The organism is Nocardia wallacei (assembly GCF_029868745.1).
In the GTDB taxonomy this organism is placed as follows: domain Bacteria; phylum Actinomycetota; class Actinomycetes; order Mycobacteriales; family Mycobacteriaceae; genus Nocardia; species Nocardia wallacei_B.
On the sequence record NZ_JARWOP010000194.1, the window covers coordinates 26,397 to 49,877 of the forward strand.

Below are 23,481 nucleotides of genomic sequence, written 5' to 3' on the forward strand. Positions count from 1 at the left end.
CATCCCGGTCGTCGGAGGACTTTTCAGAGGACATCAGGTGCTACCTTCGCCGCCGCGTTCCACACATCGAGTCGCCACCCGGGCTGCTCGATGCTCGGACCGTGACTGCTCAGCTGCACCCAACTGGTATTGGCCAGCCCACCGAGCACGGGCCAGTTCTTCCGGGGCAACTCCAGCAGCGCGGCGGTCAGAGCGGCGATCAATCCGCCGTGCGCGACGAGGATGATGGTACGACCGGGCCAGTCCGGGCGCGCGGCGAACAGCTCACGAACCACCGGCAATGACCGGGCGCCGACCTCGAGCTTGCTTTCCCCGCCCGGCGGAGTGAAGTCGGCGTTGAGCCGCCAGGTCTGGCGCGCGCCCGGGTACTGCGCGTCCACCTCGAGGTGCGTCAGCCCTTCCCACTCGCCGAGGTCGGTCTCGCGCAGCCGCCGGTCGCGCACCACCTCGAGCGTCGTGTGATCGGCCAGCGCCACCGCGGTGTCGTAAGCGCGCCGCAGGTCCGAGGACACGATGGCGATCGCGTCGTGGCCCAGCAGCTCGCGGGCGGCGTCCTTGGCCTGGCGTCGGCCCAGCTCGCTCAGCTCCGTATCGATCTGGCCCTGCATGCGATCGGCTGCGTTCCACTCGGTCTGCCCGTGCCGCAGCAGGATCAGGCGGCGCACGTTGGCATGCTTGTCGTAGCGGGCGCCCTGCTCCTCGGACTCGTCGAGGGCGTCGCCGAACCCGAGGCTCACTCGGAGGCCTCGGTCTCGTCGCCGCGCGGGCCCCCGATCCCGTCCACCGGAACCTGCGGACAGTCCTTCCAAAGCCGTTCCAGGCCATAGAAATCGCGCTCGTCGCTGTGCTGGATATGCACCACGACCTCGACATAGTCCAGCAGCACCCAGCGTCCCTCGCGGGTGCCCTCCCGGCGCACCGGCTTGTGCCCGGCCAGCCGCAGTTTCTCCTCGACGCTGTCGACGATCGCGTTGACCTGCCGCTCGTTCGGCGCGGACGCGATCACGAAACAGTCGGTGATCACCAGCTGTTCGGAGACGTCGAGCACCACCACGTCGGAAGCCAGCTTCTCGTCGGCCGCGCGCGCGGCGATCCGCGCCATCTCGACCGCTTCGACGGATGCCGTCATCCAGCTCTCCCGTTCCCTCCCGGCACGTACAGGTGCCGCTTCGATATGTACTGCACGACCCCGTCCGGGACGAGATACCACACCGGCCGCCCCTCGGCAGCGCGGCGACGGCACTCGCTCGACGAGATCGCCAGGGCGGGGATCTCGATGACGGTGACCGCGTCGGCCGGCATGTCCCGCAGGTGTTCGGCGAGGTGGTCGATGTTCAACTCGTACCCCGGACGACTCACCCCGACGAATTTCGCCAGCTCGAACAGTTCCGCCCAATCCTGCCACGTGAGGATGCTGGCCAGCGCGTCCGCACCCGTGATGAAGTACAGGTCCGCGTCGGGATGCTGACTTTGCAGGTCACGCAGGGTGTCGACGGTGTAGGTGACCTTGGCGCGGTCGATGTCGGCCCGGCTGACCGAGAATCGCGGATTGGACGCGGTCGCGATCACGGTCATCAGGTACCGGTCCTCGGCGGGACTGACCTGCTTACTCGATTTCTGCCACGGCTGCCCCGTCGGCACGAAAATAACCTCGTCGAGGTCGAAGCGATGCGCGACCTCGCTGGCGGCAACCAGGTGCCCGTGATGGACGGGATCGAAGGTCCCACCCATCACACCCAGTTTGCGCCGACCTGTTTCTTGCACGAATGCCGAGCTTACTGGGCGCGCGACAAAGTACCCGGCACCGCCGCCCTACTCGGCGGCCGGGGCTTCCCGTCGCCGGGAGCCCCGCGCGCCACGCCGAGTGAGAGCGGAAAGCCGACGGCGCAAGACCGCGCCCGGGAGAGCCGCCGTGCGGGCGGCGGCCGCGGCGGAGAGCAGGTCGGCGTGCAGGTCCCGGCAGTCGGAATCGTGTGCGGCGAATCGCGCACCGCTCTCGAAAACCTTTGCCGCACGGCGGTATCGGTGCAGCGCGACCAGACAGGCACCGAACTGTTCGTGCAGGATGGCGATTTCGGGAGGCGGATAGGGGATGTCGGGACAGGCGAGGGCGCGCTCGTAGAGCTGGGCGGCGGCGCGGTGGTGACCGGACCGGTAGTGGATGCGGGCGGCCAGCAGCGTGTGATGAGCGGCGTCCGCGGCCGACAAGCCCTGCCAGCGTTCGGCGGCGACGAGCGCGGCGGCGGCCAGATCGGCGTCGCGGCCGGGCTGGCCGCAGATCGCCGTGACGATCAGCGCGTGCAATCGAGCCAGCTGTTCGGCGGGCAGGACGCCCGCACCGGCGCCCGCCGCCCGCCGCAACGCACCCTCGGCCACCGCGGGTGTGTCGGCCAGTCGCGCCGTGCCGAACTCGATCAACGCCGACAGCTCGGCGGGGCCGTACCCGGAATCGTCGGACGATACGAACCGCGACGGGTCGGCTGGGCGCTCGTCGGTCTCCCGGGGTCGGCTCGGCACGCGTGCATGGTCGCCCGCCGCACTTGCGGGCGGCTTAACGACTTCTAATGTCCCGCGCGGGAGTGCTATACCGGCAGCAGGCGGCTCACCACGGAGGTGAGTTGGCGGGCCGAGCGGCACTCGTGCATCTCGATCACCTCGGCGTACCGTTTGGCGGCGGAATCGCCTGTGCCCCACATCTTTTCCGACTCCGGATTGAGCCAATAAGCGTGCTTGGCGACCCGCACCAATTCTTCCAGCGTGCCCAGCGCCGGGTCGCGGTAGTTGGTGCGGGCGTCACCCAGGATCAGCAGTGAGGTGCGGCTGGTGACGGCGTCCGGGAAGTTCTCGGCGAAGCCCTCGAGGGCGGTCCCGTAGTCCGAGTGGCCCTCGATGCCGACCACCCGCGCCTCGGTGAAGATCCGCCGCGTTATCTGATCCAGCGGGGTGACCTGGTCGAACAGGTCGGTGACCTCGTCCACCCGGTCGACGAACGCGAAGATCCGCACCCGGGAGAACTGTTCGCGCAGCGCGTTCACCAGCAGCATCGTGAAACTGGAGAATCCGGCCACCGAACCCGAGATATCGCACAGCAGTACGAGATCCGGCCGTCCGGGACGCGGTTTGCGGGCGGCCAGCTTGATCGGGACGCCACCGGTCGACATGGATTTGCGCAGTGTCTTCCGCAGATCGATCTCGCCGCGCCGGGAGCGGCGGCGGCGCGCCGCCAGCCGCGAGGCCAGCACCCGCGCCAGCCGCTCGCTGCCGCGGCGCAGTTCGGCCAGTTCGTTCTCCGAGATGCGCAGGAAATCGGCGTCCTCGGCCTGGCGCTGTACGCCGTAGGTGGCGACGCGTTCGCGGCCGATGCGCTCGGCGACGCGGCGGCGGGTCTCGGATTCGACGGTGCCGCGGAAGTCTTTGATGCGCTGCCGCGCGGTGCGGCGCGCGACCTCGTTGTCGAAGTCGGAGTTGTCCATTCCCGCGGCGAGTCCGGCGAGGATCTTGCTCACGAGCAGTTCCGGCTGCAGGTCCTTGAGGGTCTGATACGCCGAGAACGACGGTCCGTTGGCGGATCGGTATTGACCCATCTGCTCGACCATCTGCGCCGCGAGATCCTGCAGCTGCCGCGCCCGTTCGCCCGTGGGATCGGCAACGAGCAACTCCGCCAGCATCTTTCGCAGTTCGATGATGTCGACCTCGCCGTCGGGCTTGCGCGGGATCTCCACCTCCTGCGCACCCGTGCGCTCGCCGAGCGCGGCGGGGAACCACAGGTCGAACATGCCGTCGAAGGTGGGCCGCTGCGCGGCGCGGCGCACCAGCGCGCAGGCCAAGCCCTCGCGGAGCATCTCCCGATCCATCAGGTCCACCACCGTGAGTACCTGTCCGGCGTCGACGGTTTCCGACGGGCCCACCGGAATTCCGCGGCCGCGCAGCGCCTCCACGAATCCGACCAGGTGCCCCGACAGTCCATGCGGCGCAAGGGGTTCCGGTTCCGTCGCGGACGGTTTGCCTCGCAGCGCCGCCGAGACCAGCGAGCGGGTGCCGCGCGTGCCGGACACGGTCAGGCCAGCTTCAGCTCGGCCAGCGCGCGCTGGTGGTCGCTGCGGTGTTTGAGCACCACGCCCAGAGTGGCGCGGACGGTCTTGTCGTCGAGGTCCTTCAGGCCGAGGGCCAGCAGCGTCCGGCCCCAGTCGATCGACTCCGCCACCGACGGCAGCTTCTTCAGCTGCATGCCGCGCAGCACGTGCACCACCCGCACCAGCTGTGCCGACACCGCGGGCGCCAGCTCCGGCACCCGGCTGGCCAGGATGCGCCGCTCCAGTTCCTCGTCGGGGAAGTCGATGTGCAGGTAGAGGCAGCGGCGCTTCAACGCCTCGGACAGTTCGCGGGTGGCGTTGGAGGTGAGCACCGTGAACGGGCGCCGCACCGCCGTGATGGTGCCGAGTTCGGGGACGGTGACGGCGAAGTCGCTGAGCACCTCGAGCATCAGGCCCTCGATCTCGACGTCGGCCTTGTCGGCCTCGTCGATCAGCAGCACCGTCGGGTCGGTGCGGCGGATCGCGGTGAGCAGCGGGCGCGAGAGCAGGAATTCGTCGCTGAAGACGTCGGCCTTGGTGTCCTCCCAGCCGTTCTCGCTGGATGCCTGGATGCGGAGGATCTGCTTGGCGTGATTCCACTCGTACAGCGCCCGCGCCTCATCGATGCCCTCGTAGCACTGCAGGCGCACCAGTTCGGCGCCCGCGACCTGGGACACCGCCCGTGCCAGCTCGGTCTTGCCGACGCCGGCCGGACCCTCGATCAGCAGCGGCTTGCCGAGCCGGTCGGCGAGGAACACCGAGGTGGCGGTCGCCTTGTCGGACAGGTAGCCGGTCTTCGCCAGCCGCTCGATCACATCGTCCACCGACGTGAAGATCGGCTCGTGCACTGCGGTCTGCACTGGTCCTCCTCCGGAGCGGCCCGCCACTCCCGTACGGCCCGCCGGCCCGCAGGCCGCGAGCACACCGGTATGCACCGTATAGATATCCTTGTTCGACGGTACACATCCGACGTACCCCGCAGATACCGGGTGTTACGAATCGCACGCGCGGACCGGTTGCCGGGCACGACCGGATGCCGCGGCAGCCGCCGACGGGAGAATTCTCCGTTGCCGAAGCGCTGCCACTATCGGCCCGCGGTCAGAGCGGGCGGACGCTGCCGAGGATCTGCTGGGCGACGGACGGGGTGAGTTCGCCGGTGGTGCCGGTGTCGGCGACGATGCCCAGAACCAGCGTCGAGCCGCTCGGTGCGGTGAAGGCGAAGGTGTGGACGGCGTACGTGGTGGTGGTACAGCCGGGGCGGGAGGGTCGCCATGTGCCGGTGACCTGAACTGCCTTGCCGTTCATGCCCTTAGCGGTGAGCGACGTCGGCGGAGTGGCGGTGGCGTCGGTGGAATTGCTGTAGCCCGATTTGGCCGCGCTCAGCCCCATGGTGCGAGCGGCCTCGGCGAGATCGGCTGTCGGAGAGGGAGATATGAACGTGACCGTGCGATAGGCCGAACCGGGGCAATAGTTCTCGCCATCCGAAGCCGTTGCCGTGCCCGCGATCCGGTACGTGGTCGTTGCGGCGACGGTCCAAGTAGCGGGGACGTCGTATGCGACCCCGTAGTTCAGCGCGGCAACCGTCCGATATCCGGGAACGACGGGTGCCGGTGCCTTCACCCCACTTGTCCGCGGCGCGCTCGACCGAGTACTGCTCGCCGGACTCGCCTCATTCGACGATGAACCACGGTTCACCGCGAACACCACCGCCCCCACGATCGCCAACACCACAACCACACCGGCAGCCAGCAACCCGATCAGCAGCCCCTTGTTCCCACCGCCGGGCGGCGGCGGATAACCACCTTGGTAGGGATACTGCGCCTGTCCCGAGTACGGCGGCTGACCTGAAAACGGTGACTGGCCCGGATGCTGCGCCTGTTCTGAATACTGCGGCTGACCTGGAAACTGTGGCTGACCCGAATACTGCGGCTGGCCCAGATGCTGCGCCTGACCAGGAAACTGCGGCTGGCCCGAAGACTGTGGCTGGCCTGGAAACTGCGTCTGGTCTGGATGCTCCGGCTGGCCTGGATGCTCCGGCTGGCCTGGATGCGGCGCCTGACCTGAATACTGCGCTTGGCCCGGGTGCTGCGGCTGCCCGTACCCGCCCGCTCCGAATTGCGCCTGCCCCTGGTAGTTCGCCTGTCCCCCAGGGTATTCCGCCGAGTACCCAGGCGGAGAAGGCTCGCCCGACCCTCCGTACAGCACCGTCTCCGGCGCCCCAGGCTGCCCTTGACCGCCGTACAACACCGTCTCCGGCGCCCCCGCCACACCCTGTCCCCCGGACTGCGACACACCCTGACCACCGGGCTGTACCTGCTCCGACTCACCCGACCGCCCGAATCCCGGCCCGCCGGGCTGGGTGGACCGCTGTCCCTCGGGCCGATCCTCCCCCGGCGTATTGGGCTGGGCGAGACCGTGATTGCCGGATTGTGTCTGGTCGGCGGGGTGGGCCGGGTCTTGTTCGCCGGGAGGGGTCTTCTCCGGGTGAGGCGCCGCGTTCCACCACTGATCGTCTGTCATCGTGTTCTCTCTGTTCGTTCGCCGCGTGTGCGGGCGGCGAACCATCACCCGGGTCAGGCGGGGCGGATTTGCCCGTCGCCCCAGACGATCCACTTCGTGGAGGTGAGTTCGGGCAGGCCCATGGGGCCGCGGGCGTGCAGCTTCTGGGTGGAGATGCCGATTTCGGCGCCGAAGCCGAACTGCTCGCCGTCGGTGAACGCGGTGGAGGCGTTGACCATGACGGCGGCCGCGTCGACCCGGTTACCGAACTCGCGGGCGGCGGCCAGGTCGCCGGTGACGATGGCCTCGGTGTGCCCGGTGCCCCAGGTGTTGATGTGTTCGACGGCCGCGTCCAGGTCGGCGACCACCCGGAGCGCGATGTCCAGGCTCAGGTACTCCTCGCCCCAGTCGGTGTCGTTCGCCGGGATCAGGCCGGGCAGGTCGCCGTGCACGGTGACGCCGTGCCGTTCCAGCGCCTCGATCAGCCGGGGCACCGCGATGGTGGCGATGGCGTCGTCGATCAGTACGGTCTCGGCCGCGTTGCAGACGCTGGGGCGGCGGGTCTTGGCGTTGAGCAGGATCGCCTCGGCCATGTCCAGATCGGCGGCGGCGTGCACGTAGACGTGGCAGTTGCCGGTGCCGGTCTCGATGGTCGGTACCTGCGCGTCGCGGACCACGGCGTTGATCAGACCGGCCCCGCCGCGCGGGATGACCACGTCGACCAGGCCGCGTGCCTGGATCAGATGAGTGACGCTGGAGCGGTCCTCGCTGGGCAGCAGCTGCACCGCGTCCTCGGGAAGTTCTTGCGCCACAAGGGCTTCCCGCAGCACCTCGACGAGCGCGGCATTGGAGCGAGCGGCGGAGGAGGAGCCGCGCAGCAGCGCCGCGTTCCCCGACTTCAACGCCAGCCCGAACGCGTCGACGGTGACGTTGGGCCGCGCCTCGTACACCATCCCGACCACGCCCAGCGGCACCCGCACCTGCCGGATCTCCAGCCCGTTCGGCAGCGTCGAACCCCGCACCAGCACGCCCACCGGGTCCGGCAGGCCCGCGACCTGACGCAGCCCCGCGGCGATCCCGTCGACCCGGGCCGCGGTCAGCCGCAGCCGGTCGAGCAGCGACTCCTCGGTGCCGGCGGACCGGGCGATCTCGAGGTCCTCGGCGTTGGCGTCGAGCACGCGATCCGCGGCGGCCAGCAGCGCGTCGGCGGCGGCGTGCAGCGCGGTGTTCTTCTGTTCGGTGGTGAGCTGGGCGAGCGTTCGCGACGCCACCCGGGCGCGGCGCGCCGCGTCGTGCACCACCGTGCGGACGGTGTCCTGATCGGTGGCAGTGGGAGCAGTCATGGGTATCAGCCTACTGTGCGGATATGGCGCGAATCGCGGTGGTGGGAAGCATCAACATGGATCTGGTGACGACGACCGGGCGGCGGCCGGAGCCCGGTGAGACGCTGCTGGGCCGGGACTTCGAGATGGTGCCCGGCGGCAAGGGGTCGAATCAGGCGATCGCCGCGCGGCGGGCGGGGGCGGAGGTCGAGTTCGTGGGGGCGGTCGGCGCCGACCTGTTCGCGCCGGTGCTGCGCCAGGTGCTCGACGACGCCGGTGTGGGGACGCGGCAGCTGCGCTCGGCGCCGGGGCCCAGCGGCGTCGCCTCGATCGTGGTCGATGAGACGGGCGAGAACACCATCATCGTCATCGAGGGCGCGAACGCGGCACTGACCGAACTCGGCCCGGCCGATCTGGCGGCCGTCGCCGCCGCGGACATCCTGCTGTGCCAGTTGGAGATTCCCGTGCCGACCGTACTCGCCGCCGCCCGGCACGCCCGCGTTGCGGGAACGACGGTGCTGCTCAATCCCTCACCCGCGCAAGATCTTCCCGCCGAACTCTGGTCCGCCGTGGATATCGCCGTGGTGAACGCGGGCGAGGCCGAACGACTGGCCGCGCCGCTGAACAGTGTGGCGCACGTCGTCGTCACACGCGGCGCGGCGGGTGCGGAGTACCGCGGTCCCGAGGGCGAGGTAACTCATCCGGGCGTCCGGGTCGAGGTGGTCGACACCACCGGCGCGGGAGACACGTTCACGGGCGCGCTCGCTGCGCACTGGCACGAGGGCCCGGCCGCCGCCCTCGCCTGGGCCTGCACCGCCGGCGCCCTGGCAACGACGAAACTCGGTGCCAGCGCAGCGATTCCGAGTCGTGCCGAGGTCGAGTCGGCGCTGCCCCGGGCTCAGCGGAACTGATCGGCGTGGGCGGCGGCCCATTCGGCGAAGGTGGTGGCGGGACGGCCGGTGAGATCGGCGATGGCGGTCGTCGCCTGTTGCGGGTGCTCCACCATCGCGGCGAGGCCGTCGACGTACCACTCGGCGAATTCGCCCATCGCCGGGTGCAGCCGGTCGATCGTCTCCTGGCGGGACTCGGTCTCGAACGACAGGTCCCGCCCCAGCGCCGCGGCCAGTTGCCGGACCCGCTCCGCCCTGGTGAGGGTTTCGGGGCCGGTCAGCGGGTAGGCGATGCCGTCGTGGCCGTCCTGGGTCAGGATCGTCGCGGCGATGCGGGCGATATCGTCCATCGCGATCGGCGCGTTCGCCGACTCGGGATACGGCTCGCGCACCGTGCCGGTGGTGCGCACCTGCTCCGCCCACATCGTCGTGTTCTCCATGAATTCGCCCGCGTACAGGTGCGTCCACGGCACGCCGGACTTCTCGACCGCGCGGGCGATCGGCTGCCAGTCGGTGGTCTCGTCGCCGGACAGGTCGACGATCCGGCCGACACCGGCCTGCCGCGCCAACTCCACCACCTCGGTGACGGTTTCCAACACGGGCGCCAGATACATCCGCTGCACACCCTCGAGTGCCGCGGGCAGTGTCGACACCCGGCGCAGATACCCCCGCACGACCTCCACGCCGTCGGGTAGGTCGGCGCGTTCGGGGTGATTGGACAGGGCGCGAATGTCGTCCGCCCCCAGCGCAATCAGATGATCAACCACTTTCCTACCGATGTTCCCGGTGGCTCCGGTGACCAGAATCTTCATGGGAGACAGGCTAGTTGCCCACCCCCGGCCCGGGCACGTCGGATTTCGGTCCCGTCACGACAGGGTCTCGGCCGCGGCGCGCCACCGGCGGGGCGGAGCGCCGTGCGTGCGATGGAACAGCCGGGTGAAATATCCGGGGTCGGCGACGCCGACCCGGCGGGCGACCTCGGCGACCGGCAGTTCGGTCTCGGCCAGCAGCCGCCGCGCCTCGGCCATCCGCCGGTCGACGATCCAGTCCTGCACGGTGCGGCCGGTGCGGCGGCGCACCACGGTGGTCAGGTGTCCGGGCGTCATGCCGACCGCGCGCGCCACGTCGCGCAGCGACAGCGGTTCGCCGTGCCGCCGCTCGATCACGTCGAATACCTCGGCCAGCAGGGGCTCGCCGCTGCGCCGCAGGTCGCCCACGACGTCGGCGGCGAGACGGGCGAGATCGATGAGCAGCAGGGTCAGGTGTGCCGAGGCGGCCTGCCGATATCCTTCGTGCCGGTCGGCGAGTTCGGTCTCGATCGCCGCGATCGCGCCGTCCCACAGTGGGCGGCGAGCCGGGGGCACCTCGAGCCGCAGCAGCCCGCCGGACCGGCCGTGCAGGAACGGGAACAGCAGCGGATGCGACCGCCAGGCCGGCCACGGCGCCCGGCCGTCATCCAGCACGGACGGGTCGAAGAACACCCCGACCCCGCTGCCGACGGTCCGGGCCGCGGCGATATCGACGACCTGACCGGCCCCGATCACGTACACGACGGCGTTGTCGGCATAGAACAGCACCGGGAAGTCGTGGATGTGCGGGCGCACTTCGCGCCGCACGCCCGGTGCGCTGCCGTCGCGCAACAGCATGGTGTGGCCGTCGACCGCGCCGAAACGCAGCAGCGACACCGGCGGGACGGCGTTGTCGGTCCGATAGTCGTACACGGGCACACCACGCCGGTGGCCCACCATTCTGGTCGACTCGCGCACGCCACCGAAGATAGTCCCATTTTTGCCGAGTATCACCCAACTACCCGCGGCCACATGTGTTCACCATGGATCACATGACCGAACATCGTCCACATTCCGTCACTACCGCCATGGGTAACCGGCACGACTACCTGCCCGCCGCCGGCCGCGACGCCTTCCTGCCCGCCTACGATCTGCTGACCCGCCTGCTGGGCGCGCCCCGGCTGCACGAGCGACTCGTCGACCAGGCCGACCTGAGCGACGACCATCGCATTCTCGAAATAGGCTGCGGGACCGGCAATCTCACGCTGCGAGCGAAGCGCGTCCGCCCCGCCGCCGAGGTGATCGGCACCGATCCCGATCCCCGCGCTCTGGCCCGCGCCGAGCGAAAGGCTCAGGGGCAGCGGGGCATTCGCTTCGAACGCGCCTACGCTCAGGAACTCCCGTACGGCGACGGCGAATTCGACCGGGTGCTGTCCTCGCTGATGCTGCACCACCTCGACACCGACATCAAGCAGGCGCTGGCCGCCGAGGCACTGCGGGTGCTGCGTCCCGGCGGGCGGCTGCATGTGGTCGACGTCGGCGGCCCGATGACGCCCGCCGACGGCCTCGCGGCCCGGCTGATGCTGCGCGAGGAGCACATCGCCGGGAATCTCGGCGACGGGATCCCGCGGCTGCTGCGCGACGCGGGTTTCGACTGCACCGTGGTGGATTCGCGGCGGCACCGCCATCTGGGCCGGGTCACCTACTACCGAGCGGTCCGGCCGGACTGAGACTTCCGGCTATCGGGTGTATCCGGCGACAAGATCCGACAGCTGGGCGCCCACCCGTTCGAGCGGCTCGGCGGAGCGAGTGGCCAGCGACATCACCACGGCGCCCTCGATCGCGGCGACGATGGTAGTGGCCAGCGACAGCGCGCGCTCGGGATCCACCCGCTCCGCGCGCAGGCGCTCGGCGAGGATCTGCTCCCAGTCGGCGAATGTCGCGCCGGCCGCGTCCGCCGCCGCCGGCGCCTCGGTACGACCCAGGGCCGCCGCCACGATCGGGCAGCCGGCGGTGAAATCGCTCGACACCATCGTGTCGCGCCACAGCGACGGGAACGCCGCCACCGCCGCGGCCAGGTCCGCTCCGGCGGTGAGCTTGCGGATCAGCACGCTCGCCGCCTGCCCGGCCGATCGGGTGGCGGCGGCGACCAGTTCTGCCTTGCCCTCGGGGAAATTCAGGTAGACCGATCGCCGCGAGATGCCGCTGTGCTGCAGCAATTGCGCGATGCCGGTCCCCGCGACCCCGTTGCGGCGCATCAGATCGACGGTGCTGTCGATCAGCCGATCCCGAGCGCCCATGGTCCGATTCCTCTCCGTCCGCCCTGCGCGACCAGCCTACCTTGCCCTAGACCGATCGGTGTACTACCGTGCTGCTAAACCGATCGGTCTACCACGACGGAGGAGCATTCCGATGGCGACCCTGCACGACCCACTGCCCCTCCCCTGCGGGCAGACACTGCCCAACCGGATCGTGAAAGCGGCACTGAGCGAAGGGCTCGGCGATGCCGGACTGGGACCCGACGAGCGCTTGCACCGTCTGTACACCCGCTGGGGCGCAGGCGGTTTCGGCTTGATCGTGACCGGCAACGTGATGATCGACCGCACGCAACTCGGGGAGCCGGGCAATGTGGTCATCGAGGACGAACGGCATCTGGACGAGCTGACCCGATGGGCGAAGGCGGCCGAGGACGGGGGTACACCTGTCTGGATGCAGCTGAATCATCCGGGGCGGCAGGCGAATCCGCTGGCCACCCGCAACCGGCCGGTGGCGCCCTCGGCCGTCGCGCCGGGTATTCCGGGCCTGCCCGTGCCGCGGGCGCTGACCGACACCGAAATCACCGATCTGATAACGCGTTTCGCCACCGCGGCCCGGGTCGCGGAGGCGGCCGGATTCGACGGCGTGCAGATCCACGGCGCGCACGGCTACCTGGTGTCGCAGTTCCTGTCGCCGCTGGCGAACCGGCGCACCGACGATTGGGGCGGCGACGCGGAGCGACGCAGGCGGTTCGTGCTCGAGGTGGCCCGGGCGATCCGCACGGCGGTACGGCCCGCGTTCGCGGTGGGCATCAAGCTCAATTCCGCCGACTTCCAGCGCGGCGGTTTCACCGAGGAGGAGTCGCGGGCGGTGGTCGAGGCGCTGGCCGCCGAAGGGCTGGACCTGATCGAAATCAGCGGCGGCAGTTATGAATCGCCCGCGATGATGGGCCGGGCGCGCGGTACGTCGGCGAGCACGCGGGCGCGCGAGGCCTACTTCCTGGAGTACGCCGAGACCGTGCGGCGCTCGGCGGGCGCGGTGCCGCTGGCGGTGACCGGCGGCTTCCGCTCGCGGGCGGCCATGTCGGCCGCGGTCGGCAGCGGTGCCTGCGACGCCGTCGGTCTGGGCCGTCCCGCGGCCGTATTCCCCAGCGCCGCAGCCGATCTCCTCAGCGGTGACGCCGCCGCGCTCCATCCCCCGCTGATCTCCCTGGGGCTACGCGGCCGATGGGCCGGCGACAGCATGAAGACCGTCGACGGCGCGCTGGACCTGCAATGGCACACCGACCAACTCCACCGCCTCGGCGCCGGATCCGACCCGGACCTTTCTCGCTCACCCTGGCAAACCGCCCTGACGATGGTGCGGCGCAACGGAGTCGACGCGTTCCGGCCGCGCCGCGGCGGCTCGGGGCGCGGCGGAAAAGGCGACCGAGGCCACGAACACGATGGTTTCGAGCACAGCGACCTGCGTCACGACAGACCCCGTCGCAGCGGGTTCTGGCGCAGCGCGATGGGACGCAATGAGGCCGAGCGCGGCGGGATCAGGCGCGGCGAGGGGACCCGCGCGGATCGTCCGGAGGCGCTCGCGCGCAAGTTCCGTATCGAGCGGAGCGTGGGGCGTTACGTTGTCAATCCGGCCTTTCGGGCGCTGGATCGGCTGGGGGTGCGGTCGGCCTTCGCCACCGAGTTGGAGACCATCGGACGTAAGTCCGGGCAGGCGCGGCGGGTGCCGGTGTCGGTGCTGTTCGACGACGAGGGGGCCTGGATCATCTGCCAGCACGGCATGCGGTCGGGGTGGGGCAACAATGTGCGCGCGAACCCGCGGGTGCGGCTGCGGCGCGGCGACCGGTGGTACGCCGGGACGGCGGAGTTGCGGCCCGACGACGATGTGGTCGCCCGCGCTCGCGCCTTCGCGCCGCATCCGCTGCTCGCCCCGCTCACCGCGGCCGGCTTCGCCGCGTTGCAGACCACGCCGGTCTCGGTGCGAGTCACGTTCACCGGCAACGATTCCGCCGCGAGCTGATACATACGAGACGGGTCCGCGCTGTGACCGGAAACACAAACTGTGAAATTCCACATGCCGCGGTGGTGTACTTCTAGACTCCACGTGAACAACGGAGGAACCCATGACCGTCACCGTGCCGCCCGCGGAACGCTCCACTCCCGCCCAGCGCCACGCGACGGACAACCGCAATGCGCTCCCCGTCTCGATGATCGAGCGGATGACCCTGATCCTCGACGCGTTCGACGTCACCACGCCCACCTTGACGCTGCTGGAACTCGTCGAACGCACCGGCCTGCCGCGCTCGACCGTGCACCGCATCCTGGATCAGATGATCCGCCTGCGCTGGCTGGCGCATACGACCGGCGGCTACCGCCTGGGAATGCGCACGCTGGAGCTGGGCGGGCTGACCGCCGATCACAACGAGATCCGCGACGCGGTGGGCCCGCTGCTGCACGAGCTGTCCCAGCGCACCGGGATGGTCGGCCATCTGGCGGTGCTGGACGGCCGCGATGTGGTCTATCTGGACAAGGCCGGTGGCCGGTTCGCCACCGCCCTGCCCACCCGGCTGGGCGGCCGGATGCCCGCGCACGCCACGGCGCTGGGCAAGGCCGCGCTGGCGGCGCTGGAACCCGGCATCACCGAGGCGGCGCTGCGTGCCCGGCTGCCCCGCCTCACCCCGCGCACCGTATCCGAGCCCGACGCCCTGCGCCGGGAGCTGGCGCAGATCCGGCTGCGCCAGGGCGTGGCGGTCGATCGCGAGGAGGCGGTCGCCGGAATCGCTTGCGTCGCAGCGCCGTTGCGGGCGCGCGGCACGGCACCGGCGGCACTCTCGCTGTCCGGCCGGGCCGACGCCATGAGCTTCGACCGATTGGCGCGAGTCGTACTCGAGGTCGCGCACGAAGCGGGACGCGCCCTCTCCCCGCACCACCAACGCTGGCACTGAGCCCTCCCCGCACCACTCACGGAATATTCTCAGCTCCCACAGACAACTCCGAAGCACGCAGTCTCGAACTGTGCCTGCGGACGGTGCAGGTCGGCTTGCACCTTGGCAACCGCACGGTGCAGCCTCGAACTAAGCCTGCGGACGGCACCCGCCGGCTTGCCCGTGGCAGCCGCACGATGGGGTCTCGAACTGTGCCTGCGGACGGCACCCGTGGGCTTGCCCGTGGCAGCCGCACGATGCGGTCTGGAACCGTGCCTGTGGACGGGTCCGTTGCCCACCCTGTGGCGGCCGCAGGACGCAGCGTGGAATCAGAGGCGGCGGATGCGGGCCAGCCAGGCGGCGGTGTCGATGATGCCGTCGGCGGCGGGGTTCAGGTCGAGGTTCTCGACCTCCGCGGCGACCAACCCGGTGACGCGGCCACGGTAGCTGCTGGGCTGGAGGTCCTCCAATTCCCAACCCGCGCCGAAGGATTCGCGGATCACCGTGTCGCTGATGCGCGGGCCGATGCCGGGTTCGGCGGTCGACAGCGCCAGCACGTGCACGTATCCGCCAGGCTTGGCGAGCGTGTGCAGGGCGCGCACGTAGTCGGCACGGGTCTCGGGTTCCGTGCCGAATATATGGAACAGCGCGCTGTCGACGATGGTGTCGAACACCCCGAGTTCCGCGGCGGCCGCGGGCTCGCGACCCAGCCGCACCGCGTCGGCGACCTGGAATCGTGCTGCGGCAACCCCCTTTTCGGCCGCGTTGCGACGAGCGTAGGCGACGGCGCTGGGCGACAGGTCGACGCCCAGCACGTCGTAGCCGAGCCGGGTGAGCATGATGGTGTGCTCCCCGGCGCCGGTGCCGGGGTCGAGCACGCGCCCGCTGATTCGGCCCTCGCGTTCGAGCGCCACGATCGCCGGCTGCGGCTCGCCGATGACCCACGGCGCGGTGTCGTTGTCGTAAACGGTGTTCCAGAACTCTGCGGTCTGCGTCATGCCCTCACTGTGCATCCTCAACCACACTCGAGGTCAACACCGCCTCCGCGGTCATTCGTGTTCCGCCAGCCAGCGTTTCGCCCGTGTCGGCGAGGCGCGGCACAGCCAGGCGTCCTGGACGACCTCGGTCAGTTCGTCCAAGCGGAGTTCACCGATCCGGCTGCCCCGCAACAACACCGACAGATGACGGTCGAAGTGCGGTGTGCTGAAGAACGGCGAGGCCGGATCCTGCACCAACGCCAGTTTGTCCGACTCCGAGGGCACCCAGAACACGATCACATCCTCGAAGCGCTCACCCGTGGCGGGGTCGAACGCATCGGGTCGCGGGGTCCGGAAGAAGATGAACGACTTGCGCCCGACCTGGTAGATCGCGTTGCCCTGCGGGCCGTACTCGACCGTCACGTGCGGCATCGCCTGTGCCAGCTCGTGCACATCGTCCACCCGGGCGCGCCGTGCCATCGTCATTACCTCAATCGGCAAGTCCGGCAAGGAGTTTGCGGGTGCGGGCGGCCGCGTCACCGCCGGCGAACACCACGCCGTAGAACTCGGTGGCGCCCGCCTCGGAGACCTCTCGGAGCCGCGCCGCCACATGCTCCTCGGAACCGATGATCGCGAGATCCTCCGGGCCCGCCGCGCCTTCCCGATCCATCATCGCGCGATACGACGGCAGCGAGCCGTAGGCGCCGAACACCTCCGCCGCCGACTGCCGCGCCCCGTCGACATCGTCGGTGACGAGCACCGGCAGGGCACAGACCACGCGCGGCGCCGGGCGACCCGCCTCGGTCGCGGCGGCGGTGATGGTCGGCGCGATGTGGTCGCGAATGGTGGCCGGGCCGGTCATCCACAGCACGGTCCCGTCGGCGCGGCGGCCCGCCAGCTTCAACATCTGCGTGCCCATCGCCGCGACCAGGACCGGCACCCGGCCCTCGTTCGGGACGCTCAGGGCGAGATTGGCGCTGAGGGTCTCACCCTGGTAGGAGACCGTTTCGCCCTCGAGCAGCGGCAGCAGAATGGACAGATATTCCTTCATGTGCCGGGCGGGCCGCTCGAACCCGTAGCCGAACATGTTCTCGATGACGACCTGATGCGAGAGGCCGATACCGAGCGTGAGCCGCCCGGGGCCGGCCGCCAGCGCCGCGGTGCGGGCCTGCTGGGCCATGGCGGCCGGATGCCGCGGATAGGTGGGCACGACGGCGGTCCCCAGCTCGATGCCCGGCACCTGGCTCCCCGCCACCGCGAGCGCGGTCAGCGCGTCGATGCCGAAGATGTGCGACAGCCACGCCGAATCGAACCCTTCCTCGGCCGCCTGTGCCAGGTCGTCGGTGATCCGGCGCAGCGCGTCGGGTCCGGTCGGTTCGTTGAGCAAGATGCCGATCCGCACGGTGGGGCCTCCTCGGTCGATGAATCGAACACGTCGATGAATCGAACACACAACGTCCGTCAGTTCATCCACCCTATGCCCCGCCCAAGGCGCTCCATCACCCTGTCGACGCGTTCCCGCGACCCCACACCCCGCCTCGACGCGCGGCCCGGCGTACCTGCCGTGCGGACGAACTTCTCGACGCGCCGCGCGACATACCCGTGCCGCATGTATTCCTCGGGCGGGTTCGGGTTTGTGGTGGCGAATCGTGACCGCGCGGGGTGGGTGGCATGTCAAAATCCCGATGGTGCACGAACTATGGCGGCTGGACCAGGGACGTACCCGCTCGATCAGTCCGGAGAACCCTACGGGGGCGCCGGGGGCGGGGGGACGCGCGGCGACCGGGACGGGTGTGGCCGCGGCCGGTGACCTGGGGGTCGGGTGGAAGGTGTCGCCCTCGATCGACCTCGCGCCCGGCGAGACGGCCACGCTCGCCGACGTCGCGGGGCCCGGCATCATCCGGCATTTCTGGCTGACCACCGATCGCACCGCCCTGAGCCGGCTGCGGCTGCGCATGTACTGGGACGAGGAGGCCGAGCCCGCCGTGGACGTGCCGCTGGGCGCGTTCTTCTGCAATGCGTGGGACGAATTGGCGCTGGTGAATTCGGAAATGGTGGTGGTCGCGGCCGCGGGCGGGCTGAACAGCTTCTGGCCCATGCCGTTTCGCGCGCACGCCCGGGTCACCCTGCACAACGGCGGCGCGGAGCCGGTGCCGGTGTACTACCAGCTGACCTATCTGGAGCAGGAGGTGCCGCGCTCGGCGGGCTACCTGCACGCGCGGTGGCGGCGGTGCAATCCCCTGGGCAGTCCGGCCGTGCACACCGTGCTGGACGACGTGCCCGGGCCGGGCCGCTACGTCGGCACCTATCTGGCGATCGCGCCGAACGCGCCCGGCTGGTGGGGCGAGGGCGAGGTGAAGTTCTATCTCGACGGCGACACCGAATTCCCGACCATCTGCGGCACAGGCACCGAGGACTACTTCGGCGGCGCCTGGAATTTCGACCTCGGCGACACCTACCGGACCTACTCGACCCCGTACCTCGGTTTCGTGCAGGCCCTGCCCGACGACCGGATCTATCAGCCCGAACAGCAGTTCGGCATGTACCGCTGGCATGTGCGCGACCCGATCTGCTTCGACCGGAGCCTGCGCGTCACCGTCCAGGCGCTCGGATGGCGCGACGACGGCTGCTACCTGCCACTCGATCGCGCCGATATCGCGACCACCGCACTCTGGTATCAGCATCGATCGGTCACCGGCCGTCGGCGTTCGTCGATATCGCGGTGATTCGGCGAATACCGGCATAGTGCAAGGTGAGCGTATGGGCGCAGCGTGATGGCCGAGGATGAGCCGGTGGCGCGGGTCGACATCTTCCCGCCGGCGATCCGGGCAGCGGTGCGCCGTGGAAGGAAGTGAAGCTGATGTTGGTAGCCGGGGTCGACAGTTCGACGCAGTCGTGCAAAGTCGTGGTGTGCGCGGCGGACAGCGGAAAGATTTTGCGGCACAGCAAGGTTCCGCATCCCGACGGCACCGAGGTCCCCGCCGAGGCATGGTGGCGGGCACTGCGGTCGGCGCGCGAGGGGCTGCTGGACGGGGTGTCGGCGATCGCGGTCGCGGGCCAGCAGCACGGCCTGGTCGCGCTGGACACGGCCGGTGCTCCGGTGCGACCGGCGCTGCTGTGGAACGACACGCGCTCCGCGCAGGCCGCGACGGACCTGGTCACCGAATTCGGCGGGCCGCGGGCATGGGCCGACGCGGTCGGCATCGTGCCGCTCGCCGCGCATACCGTCGCCAAATTGCGCTGGCTGGCCGATCACGAACCGGCGCACGCCGATCGGGTCGCGCGGGTACTGCTGCCACACGACTACCTCACCTGGCGACTGCGCGGCGGCACCCCCGACCTCGAACCGACCACCGATCGCGGTGACGCCTCCGGCACCGGCTACTGGTCACCCAGTACCGGCGAGTATCGGAAAGACCTTGTCGCCCTGGCCTTCCGGGATCGCCTACCGGAACTGCCCCGGGTGCTCGGTCCCGCCGAACCGGCGGGCCACACGTCCGACGGCCTGCTGCTGGCGGCGGGCACCGGCGACAATGCCGCCGCCGCATTGGGTCTGGGCATCGGCGCGGGGGATGTCGTGGTGTCGCTGGGTACCAGCGGGACGGTCTTCACCCGCGCCGAACATCCCAGCGCCGATGCCGATGGGGCGATCAACGGCTTCGCCGACGCCGCCGGGGCCTATCTTCCGCTGGTGTGCACGCTGAACGCCGCGCGGGTGCTCGACCGGACGTCCACCCTCGCCGGTGTCGGCCTGCGCGAGCTGGAACGCCTTGCCCGCCAGTCGGTCCCGGGCGCGGCGGGCCTCACGCTGCTGCCCTACCTGGCCGGGGAACGCACCCCCAACCTCCCGGACGCCACCGGCACCCTGCACGGGCTCACCGTGTCGAACATGACCCCGGAACACCTGGCCCGTGCGGGCATCGAAGGCATGCTGTGCAACCTCGCCGACGCGCTGGACCGCCTCCGGGCCGACGGCATCCGCCCCCGTCGAGTGCTGCTCATCGGCGGCGCGGCAGCCAACCGCCTGGTCGCCGAGATCGCCGCCCAGATCTTCGAACTCACCGTCGCAGTCCCCGAACCCCAGGAATACGTCGCCCTCGGCGCGGCCCGCCAAGCCGCCTGGGCCCTCGCCGCCACCCCCGAACCACCGACGTGGGCCGCACCTCCCGCCCAGGAATTCCCAGCCCCCACTGACGGCCCAGGTCAGGAGATCCGCGCCCGGTACGAACGCACCCGCCGCCTGCTCCACGGAAGTTAGCCGCCCGGCCTGCACGGACACAATCCGCCCGCACACGGCAATCCTCGCCACTTCGCGCCGATCCGTGTCCGCCCAGGCCGGATCACGATTTCCGGCGACGATTCCTGATGACCGCCACGACCTCGTCGACGCAGTGATCCATATCGTTGAACACGTCGGCGGCGGCATATCGCAATACGAGCCAGCGGTGCAACAGCAGCCAGTTCTGGCGTCGGCGGTCGCGCCGGAAGACGTCGTGGTCGGAGTGGAACTCCCGGCCGTCGATCTCGACGAGAGTCCGGGATCGAGTGTGGACGAAATCGCACACGTACGGTCCCACGGGATGGTTCGGCGCCAACTTGATTCGCGTGCGAGCCATCGCGCGGGCGAACAGCCGTTCCGGTTCCGATGCCGCCTTGCAGGCGGCCTCCCGCAATTGCCGACGTAAAACAGGTGAGCCGTGCGCGCCGCAGCGTCCCAGTTCGAGCACCTCCTCGGGCGGCACGAGGCCGCCCAGGCATTTGTCCACCAATTGGCCCGCGGCAAGTTCGGGTAGTACCGCAACACAGTCGAGCAGGGTCACCGCGCGGCTGGTGATCGGGAGTCCCCACGCCTCGTCACTCGCCGCCGGGGGTAGGTCACGCCGGTACAGCCGCAACCAGTCCGGTGTCGCCCGATGCGCGTGCCGCGGGATCGTCGCCTCGACGACGTCCGGTTCGTCGGCCATTTGTCGCAACCACGCGGCGGTGCGATGGCTCAGCGTGGCGGTGGGCAGCCACGCCACCACGGCGGCGCAGCGCGCCAATGTGGTGAGCCGGTCCACGCAGTAGACGCGGGGCAGCACCCGGGTGTAAACGCCGCGGCGACACCGGTCATCGATGGTCGACGCGGCGACGCCCGCTGCGAGTAGCTGTTCGCGAGTTCGAATGCCGTACATGGGATCGAGGCTCTCCCAACCCTTTCGGCCGTACACGAAGCCGACCTGGCGAAACGGAGACTCTGTGGATGGTCCTCCGAACTGGGGATAACTGCGCTCCGGCCTGCACGGACACAATCCGTGCCGACGTGGCGATATCTACCGTCCGGCGTCGATCTGCGACCGCTCAGGCCGGAGCCCTTCCCCGCCGCTTGGTCCGGTGCCACCATGGCGGCATGAAACCGGACGACTTCGAACTCGCGGAACAGCTGGTGCGGGAACGGTTTCCGGAGGCGCGGGCGGCATGGCTGGGCGGCAGCATGGCGGACGGAACCGCCACCGCCACATCGGATTTAGATATCACCGTACTGCTCGCGGGGCCACCCGCACCGTACCGGGAGTCGTTCGATCAGTGAGCTTTCAGTCCCGGCCAGCCGTACCGGGCCGGTCCTGCCGCCAGACCCGCAACGCGTGGCGGCGCAACCGGACTCGGCGCTTCCGGCTGCTGCGCACCGCGTTCACGGCGCACCTGCTCCATATCCATCCACTGGATGGACTGAACGGCATCCTCCAGCTTGGCGGAGGTCTGGAAGCCGAGCTTTGTGTAGACCAGCAATCCCTCCCGGAAAACCATCAGCGTGGGCAGGCTGGTGATCTGCGCGGCCGCGGTGAGCGCCTGTTCGGCCTCGGTGTCGACGGTCCCGTGCGGGATGTCCGGATGCTGATTCGACGATTCCTCGTAGATCGGCGCGAACCGGGAACACCAGCCGCACCACCCCGCCCAGAAGTCCACCAGCACGATGCCGCCGCGTGAGATGGTCCGGTCGAAGTTCTGCTGCGTCAACGCGTGCGTGGGCATGCGGTCCTCCCGGTGACGCTCGGTTCCGCCGACATCGGTCCGGATTCTTCCACGGATCCCGCACGTCTGTCGCGGCCTGCCGTCAGTCTCCGAACCGCAGCCGCGCGAAGTGCACGCCGCCCTGCCCCCACCCGGCGCGGGTGATCCACAACGTCCCGCCGTCGTCGACGATCTCCGCCGCGTGCGCCGCGATATGACCGACCTTGTCCGCCGCTCGGAAGTGCAGCGGGTCGTCGCTGCGAAAGACGTCGGTGCCGACATAGCGGGGCCGCGGGCCGATGAACAAATACCAGGAACCCTTGTGGCACAGCACGAACGGTGACTCGGTGGGTCCGGCGCCGGTCCCGGTGCTCGGGTCGGTGTAGGCGATGGCGCGGTCGCTCCAGTGCACCAGATCGGTGCTGGTCCGGTACGCGACCACATGGTGTCCGCCGCCCGGCTCGCTGGTCGCGCAGTAGTACATGACCCAGCGGTCCTCGAGCCGCAACACCATCGGATCACGGGCGTCGTAGCCGTCGCGGAACAGCGGACCGCCCGGGTGACGAGTCCAGCGCCGCAGATCGGTGGACGTGGCGAGATTCATCGCCGTGGCGGTGCGGTCGGTCCCGCCGCCGTCGTAGTACATGAAATACCGGTCGGCGGCGCGGATCACGTACGGCGCCCACAGGTGGGTCTCCCCGTAGTCCGGATCGGCGGTCAGTACGGGCGGCCGTTTCGTCCAGGGCCCGGCCAGCCGATCGGCGGTCGCGTGCGCGAAAGCGACCTCCCGCCACGGGTCGGCCGGTTCGGTACCGGTGATGCCGAACAGATGCCAACCGTCCGGGCCCCGCACCACCGTGTGATCGTTGATGTACCACGGCCGCGTCTCCCCCACGCTCGGGTCGTAGACACGACGAAACCGGCCCGCACTCACCTGCACCCGTACACGGTGCCGTCCCCGTCGCCTCCGTACGAGCAGACACGCCGTCGAATCGTGCGACCCGGATCGGGTAGCCCCTCACCATGGGACCCCGCCTGGGCAAACACCCGAAGCGAACACCGTTCTACGGGACGCTGATGATGCTCACGGCCATGATCACCGGCCTGTGGGTGCAGGACATTCCGTGGCTCCCCCTCCGCGTCGTCACCTACGCCGCCCTGTTCTGCCTCGCCGCGGCCGGCTTCCTCATGACCTTCCGCGACTATTCGTAACGGGCTCAGCGACCGCGGCGGGCACGCAGGACGACGTCGTGGGTGTGGTGCGTTCCGGCGGGCGGCGGTCCGGTGCGGGGGCGGGTTTCGGAGGTCTCGACGACCCAGCCGGAGTCGAGCAGGGCCGGAATGTCGGTGGGGTGATAGAACGCGGTGGGGTCGATGTCCTCGTGACCGGTGAGGTCGGCCGGGTCGTGGCCGACGAAGAGCAGGATGCCGCCCGGGGCCACGGCGTCGATCAGGCCGCGCAGCGCGCGCGGGCCCGGTTGCCGAGGAAAGGGAAAGTACTGCACCGAAACCAAATCGAAAGCCGCGGCGGGCATAGCCGTGGCGGTCAGGTCCGCGCGGGTCCAGGCGACCCCGCCCCGCCCCCGCCCCCCCCCGGCCGCCGCGCGGTGCCGCGCCCCCCCCGAAAAGTCCGCCGCAACCCCACACCCCCCCATTGTACATACACACCAACCCCCCCCCCCCACCCCCCACCGATTAAGCGCCGGGGGCGCGCTTTGTTGGGGGGCGGGAGGGGCCGCGCACGGCGGAACCGGCCCCG

Annotated in this window: 27 protein-coding genes; 9 read left to right on the top strand and 18 right to left on the bottom strand. The window is 70.0% G+C overall.

The window, feature by feature from the left end:
- Window positions 1–23: 23 nt before the first annotated feature.
- From QH470_RS16080 to QH470_RS16110, 7 genes are all read right to left on the bottom strand, one after another.
- A complete protein-coding gene (locus QH470_RS16080; RefSeq protein WP_400183016.1) occupies window positions 24–608 on the bottom strand; it encodes a histidine phosphatase family protein in 585 nt (194 codons plus the stop codon).
- A gap of 125 nt (window positions 609–733) precedes the next feature.
- Window positions 734–1,129: a ribosome silencing factor gene (gene rsfS, locus QH470_RS16085; RefSeq protein ID WP_280273172.1), complete on the bottom strand. Its 396-nt coding sequence runs from the start codon at window positions 1,127–1,129 to the stop codon at window positions 734–736.
- Window positions 1,126–1,764: a nicotinate-nucleotide adenylyltransferase gene (gene nadD, locus QH470_RS16090; protein ID WP_280273173.1), complete on the bottom strand. Its 639-nt coding sequence runs from the start codon at window positions 1,762–1,764 to the stop codon at window positions 1,126–1,128. The genes rsfS and nadD overlap by 4 nt, the downstream gene beginning before the upstream one ends.
- Before the next feature lie 48 nt (window positions 1,765–1,812).
- A complete protein-coding gene (locus QH470_RS16095; protein WP_280273174.1) occupies window positions 1,813–2,517 on the bottom strand; it encodes a hypothetical protein in 705 nt (234 codons plus the stop codon).
- 65 nt (window positions 2,518–2,582) lie between these two features.
- The gene (locus QH470_RS16100; RefSeq protein ID WP_425302683.1) at window positions 2,583–4,028 is read right to left on the bottom strand and encodes a vWA domain-containing protein; all 1,446 of its coding nucleotides are present in this window, start codon (window positions 4,026–4,028) and stop codon (window positions 2,583–2,585) included.
- A gap of 29 nt (window positions 4,029–4,057) precedes the next feature.
- On the bottom strand, window positions 4,058–4,933 hold the full coding sequence (locus QH470_RS16105) for an AAA family ATPase (protein WP_280273175.1): 876 nt from the start codon (window positions 4,931–4,933) through the stop codon (window positions 4,058–4,060).
- A gap of 238 nt (window positions 4,934–5,171) precedes the next feature.
- A complete protein-coding gene (locus QH470_RS16110; protein ID WP_280273176.1) occupies window positions 5,172–5,693 on the bottom strand; it encodes a DUF8017 domain-containing protein in 522 nt (173 codons plus the stop codon).
- Window positions 5,694–6,011: 318 nt separating this feature from the next.
- Between QH470_RS16110 and QH470_RS16115 the strand changes: the two genes are divergently transcribed.
- Entirely contained in the window at window positions 6,012–6,137 is a 126-nt protein-coding gene (locus QH470_RS16115; protein ID WP_280273177.1) for a hypothetical protein, read from the top strand.
- A 509-nt stretch (window positions 6,138–6,646) separates the two neighbouring features.
- Here QH470_RS16115 and QH470_RS16120 read toward each other — a convergent pair.
- Window positions 6,647–7,915 carry a glutamate-5-semialdehyde dehydrogenase gene (locus tag QH470_RS16120; protein WP_280273178.1) on the bottom strand — a complete coding sequence of 423 codons (1,269 nt, stop codon included), beginning with the start codon at window positions 7,913–7,915 and terminating at the stop codon, window positions 6,647–6,649.
- Window positions 7,916–7,938: 23 nt separating this feature from the next.
- On the opposite strand from QH470_RS16120, the gene QH470_RS16125 reads away from it, so the two are divergent.
- Window positions 7,939–8,805: a ribokinase gene (locus QH470_RS16125; RefSeq protein WP_280273179.1), complete on the top strand. Its 867-nt coding sequence runs from the start codon at window positions 7,939–7,941 to the stop codon at window positions 8,803–8,805.
- On the opposite strand, the gene QH470_RS16130 is transcribed toward QH470_RS16125, so the two are convergent.
- Together QH470_RS16130 and QH470_RS16135 are read right to left on the bottom strand one after the other, a co-directional pair.
- Window positions 8,793–9,596: an NAD(P)H-binding protein gene (locus QH470_RS16130; protein ID WP_280273180.1), complete on the bottom strand. Its 804-nt coding sequence runs from the start codon at window positions 9,594–9,596 to the stop codon at window positions 8,793–8,795. The genes QH470_RS16125 and QH470_RS16130 overlap by 13 nt on opposite strands.
- Before the next feature lie 54 nt (window positions 9,597–9,650).
- Entirely contained in the window at window positions 9,651–10,550 is a 900-nt protein-coding gene (locus tag QH470_RS16135) for a helix-turn-helix transcriptional regulator (protein ID WP_280273181.1), read from the bottom strand.
- 74 nt (window positions 10,551–10,624) lie between these two features.
- Here QH470_RS16135 and QH470_RS16140 point away from each other — a divergent pair, with 74 nt between their 5' ends.
- Window positions 10,625–11,302, top strand: a complete 678-nt coding sequence (locus QH470_RS16140; RefSeq protein WP_280273182.1) for a class I SAM-dependent methyltransferase — start codon at window positions 10,625–10,627, stop codon at window positions 11,300–11,302.
- A gap of 9 nt (window positions 11,303–11,311) precedes the next feature.
- Here the strand turns inward: QH470_RS16140 and QH470_RS16145 are convergent, their stop codons facing one another.
- A complete protein-coding gene (locus QH470_RS16145; protein ID WP_280273183.1) occupies window positions 11,312–11,872 on the bottom strand; it encodes a TetR/AcrR family transcriptional regulator in 561 nt (186 codons plus the stop codon).
- A 112-nt stretch (window positions 11,873–11,984) separates the two neighbouring features.
- Between QH470_RS16145 and QH470_RS16150 the strand changes: the two genes are divergently transcribed.
- Both QH470_RS16150 and QH470_RS16155 read left to right on the top strand, forming a co-directional pair.
- A complete protein-coding gene (locus tag QH470_RS16150) occupies window positions 11,985–13,850 on the top strand; it encodes a nitroreductase family deazaflavin-dependent oxidoreductase (protein ID WP_280273184.1) in 1,866 nt (621 codons plus the stop codon).
- 103 nt (window positions 13,851–13,953) lie between these two features.
- The gene (locus QH470_RS16155) at window positions 13,954–14,775 is read left to right on the top strand and encodes an IclR family transcriptional regulator (RefSeq protein ID WP_342228446.1); all 822 of its coding nucleotides are present in this window, start codon (window positions 13,954–13,956) and stop codon (window positions 14,773–14,775) included.
- A gap of 308 nt (window positions 14,776–15,083) precedes the next feature.
- Here the strand turns inward: QH470_RS16155 and QH470_RS16160 are convergent, their stop codons facing one another.
- From QH470_RS16160 to QH470_RS16170, 3 genes are read right to left on the bottom strand one after another with little or no spacing between them, the layout of a single operon-like run.
- Window positions 15,084–15,752, bottom strand: a complete 669-nt coding sequence (locus QH470_RS16160) for a class I SAM-dependent methyltransferase (RefSeq protein ID WP_280273185.1) — start codon at window positions 15,750–15,752, stop codon at window positions 15,084–15,086.
- A gap of 51 nt (window positions 15,753–15,803) precedes the next feature.
- A complete protein-coding gene (locus QH470_RS16165; protein WP_280273186.1) occupies window positions 15,804–16,211 on the bottom strand; it encodes an MmcQ/YjbR family DNA-binding protein in 408 nt (135 codons plus the stop codon).
- Window positions 16,212–16,221: 10 nt separating this feature from the next.
- Window positions 16,222–17,133 (bottom strand): LLM class F420-dependent oxidoreductase, encoded by a 912-nt coding sequence (locus QH470_RS16170; RefSeq protein WP_280273187.1) that lies wholly within the window; start codon window positions 17,131–17,133, stop codon window positions 16,222–16,224.
- Between the two features lie 247 nt (window positions 17,134–17,380).
- On the opposite strand from QH470_RS16170, the gene QH470_RS16175 reads away from it, so the two are divergent.
- Both QH470_RS16175 and xylB read left to right on the top strand, forming a co-directional pair.
- Window positions 17,381–18,457 carry a glycoside hydrolase family 172 protein gene (locus tag QH470_RS16175; RefSeq protein ID WP_280273188.1) on the top strand — a complete coding sequence of 359 codons (1,077 nt, stop codon included), beginning with the start codon at window positions 17,381–17,383 and terminating at the stop codon, window positions 18,455–18,457.
- A gap of 131 nt (window positions 18,458–18,588) precedes the next feature.
- Window positions 18,589–19,989, top strand: a complete 1,401-nt coding sequence (xylB, locus tag QH470_RS16180; protein ID WP_280273198.1) for a xylulokinase — start codon at window positions 18,589–18,591, stop codon at window positions 19,987–19,989.
- 82 nt (window positions 19,990–20,071) lie between these two features.
- Here xylB and QH470_RS16185 read toward each other — a convergent pair whose 3' ends face one another.
- Entirely contained in the window at window positions 20,072–20,905 is an 834-nt protein-coding gene (locus QH470_RS16185) for a DUF559 domain-containing protein (RefSeq protein ID WP_280273189.1), read from the bottom strand.
- Window positions 20,906–21,120: 215 nt separating this feature from the next.
- Between QH470_RS16185 and QH470_RS16190 the strand changes: the two genes are divergently transcribed.
- Complete coding sequence (locus tag QH470_RS16190) at window positions 21,121–21,300, top strand: nucleotidyltransferase domain-containing protein (protein WP_280273190.1); 180 nt, start codon at window positions 21,121–21,123, stop codon at window positions 21,298–21,300.
- Here QH470_RS16190 and QH470_RS16195 read toward each other — a convergent pair.
- Entirely contained in the window at window positions 21,294–21,743 is a 450-nt protein-coding gene (locus QH470_RS16195; RefSeq protein ID WP_342228447.1) for a thioredoxin family protein, read from the bottom strand. The genes QH470_RS16190 and QH470_RS16195 overlap by 7 nt on opposite strands.
- 82 nt (window positions 21,744–21,825) lie before the next feature.
- Window positions 21,826–22,617, bottom strand: a complete 792-nt coding sequence (locus tag QH470_RS16200; protein ID WP_280273191.1) for a glycoside hydrolase family protein — start codon at window positions 22,615–22,617, stop codon at window positions 21,826–21,828.
- Window positions 22,618–22,745: 128 nt separating this feature from the next.
- Here QH470_RS16200 and QH470_RS16205 point away from each other — a divergent pair, with 128 nt between their 5' ends.
- Window positions 22,746–22,934, top strand: a complete 189-nt coding sequence (locus QH470_RS16205; RefSeq protein ID WP_280273192.1) for a hypothetical protein — start codon at window positions 22,746–22,748, stop codon at window positions 22,932–22,934.
- Window positions 22,935–22,939: 5 nt separating this feature from the next.
- On the opposite strand, the gene QH470_RS16210 is transcribed toward QH470_RS16205, so the two are convergent.
- Window positions 22,940–23,257, bottom strand: coding sequence for a hypothetical protein (locus QH470_RS16210; RefSeq protein ID WP_280273193.1), 318 nt, complete (start codon window positions 23,255–23,257; stop codon window positions 22,940–22,942).
- Window positions 23,258–23,481: the final 224 nt, after the last annotated feature.